Source organism: Methanoculleus sp. UBA413 (genome assembly GCF_002502935.1).
GTDB lineage: Archaea > Halobacteriota > Methanomicrobia > Methanomicrobiales > Methanoculleaceae > Methanoculleus > Methanoculleus bourgensis.
Window position 1 is genome coordinate 6,718 of sequence record NZ_DAQR01000124.1, and the last position, 1,560, is coordinate 8,277.

At 59.0% G+C, this 1,560-nt stretch carries 1 protein-coding gene and 1 pseudogene; one reads left to right on the forward strand and one right to left on the reverse strand.

Features of this window, described 5'->3' with window-relative positions:
- A partial coding sequence (locus BP858_RS10735) for an Orn/Lys/Arg decarboxylase N-terminal domain-containing protein (RefSeq protein ID WP_286879481.1) occupies positions 1-755 on the reverse strand: 755 nt, incomplete at its 3' end.
- Positions 756-1,282: 527 nt separating this feature from the next.
- Here BP858_RS10735 and BP858_RS10740 point away from each other — a divergent pair.
- A pseudogene (locus BP858_RS10740) lies at positions 1,283-1,560 on the forward strand (alpha-amylase); the annotation flags it as partial.

Consider the following 1,560-nt stretch of genomic DNA (forward strand, 5'->3'; position numbering starts at 1 on the left):
TCGCCGGGGGTGACGGTGCCGAGCCAGACGATCTTGTTTGCGGCGGATGTGCCGCCGGTGACAAAGTAGGTCCGGTCAGCCCCGAAGACCTCTGCGGCTTTCCGCTCCGCATCGCCGACGACACCGGAGTGCTTCAGGAGCGACCCGAGTTCAGGCACCGAGACCGAGAGATCGGCCCTGAGAGTGTTCTCGCCGAAGAAGTTGTAGAAGATCCGGCCGGCGGCGCTCTTGAGGAACGCGACGCCCCCCATGTGCCCGGGCGTATGCCAGGAGTATTTGTACTCCTCGACGTAGTCCATCAGCCCCTGGAAGAACGGCGGGAGGACATCGGCAAGGTAGTTCTTTGCCGCACGCTTGATGTGGCCGGCGATGAACGCCGGAGTATCCTCGAGCTTCCAGATGTAACCGTCGATCCGGGATATGACGCCGAGAGGTATGGCGGAGATCGCGAGTTTCTCGGTGTTTAAGAAGATCGGAACCTTTGGGTTACGTTCCCTGATGAGGGTGATGACGTCTGCGGCGGTGAGCATCCCGTCCGCGGCCTCGGGAGTGAGTTCCCAGTCGATGATGATGCAGCTCGTATGCGGGTGCGAGAGGAAGGCGTGAACCCCGTCACGGGCGGTCAGGGCTTCGATGACGGGGAAATCCTCGGATTTCAGCTCTTTTACGATCTCCCGGGACGCCCGCCCCTCCGCGGTATCCGAGTGCAGTTCGTCGTCGATGATGAGAACGGGAAACTCCTCCAGGTAGTCCATGCGGTCATACTCCTGGATGATACTCTTCGGGGTGCTCTTTAGAATGTTTTGGTTCTCCGGGCGACGGGGGTGCTCCAGGACACCCGACCTTCCCACCCCGGGGTTGCCTCTTCGCGGAAACTCATCCTGACAAGGCCAGATCACCTCTACACTCCTGATTCACGCAGATGTGTGCGAGCGACTCGAATTCACGAAGGACGTTGGAATGGCCATCTGCGCCGAGAGGCCGAAGGTCTCCCAAACTGCGGAATACATCCGGGCCTGCAACCCCCGGCCAAGAGACCTTGAGAATACGGGAAGAACGATCCGGGAGCGGCACCACTCATCAGAGGTCCCTGACGGTACCAGCAAATCATGGGGAGGTGATGGGAGATACAGGATCCGGAGATACTACCGGGTTGATGACCTTTATATACGGAAACGGCAATCTACCTCCTATGACAGGCGCGGACTCAAATCCACCGGTGTTCAGTCTGGGGTTCGACGTCCATTACCCCAGCCAGCTCAATTCCGGATTTCGGCCTGAGATGGCAAAGGGAAGGAGAAACCTGAAGGATAGTTACTTTAACACGGACACAAAGGAAGACCTGGGACGGGTCATCGACCGTTCCTTCCAACCTGTGACAGAGATCCTCCTCGACCTCCTCGATGAGGGGTTCAGGTGTGCCTTCGGCATCTCCGGGGTGGTGCTGGAGCACCTGGAGGAGTGGTACCCGGATATGCTCGAACTCTTATCTCATGCGGCAACCCACCAGAACGCTGAAGTCCTCGCACAGACCTACTACCACAGCGTCGCCGGGCTGTT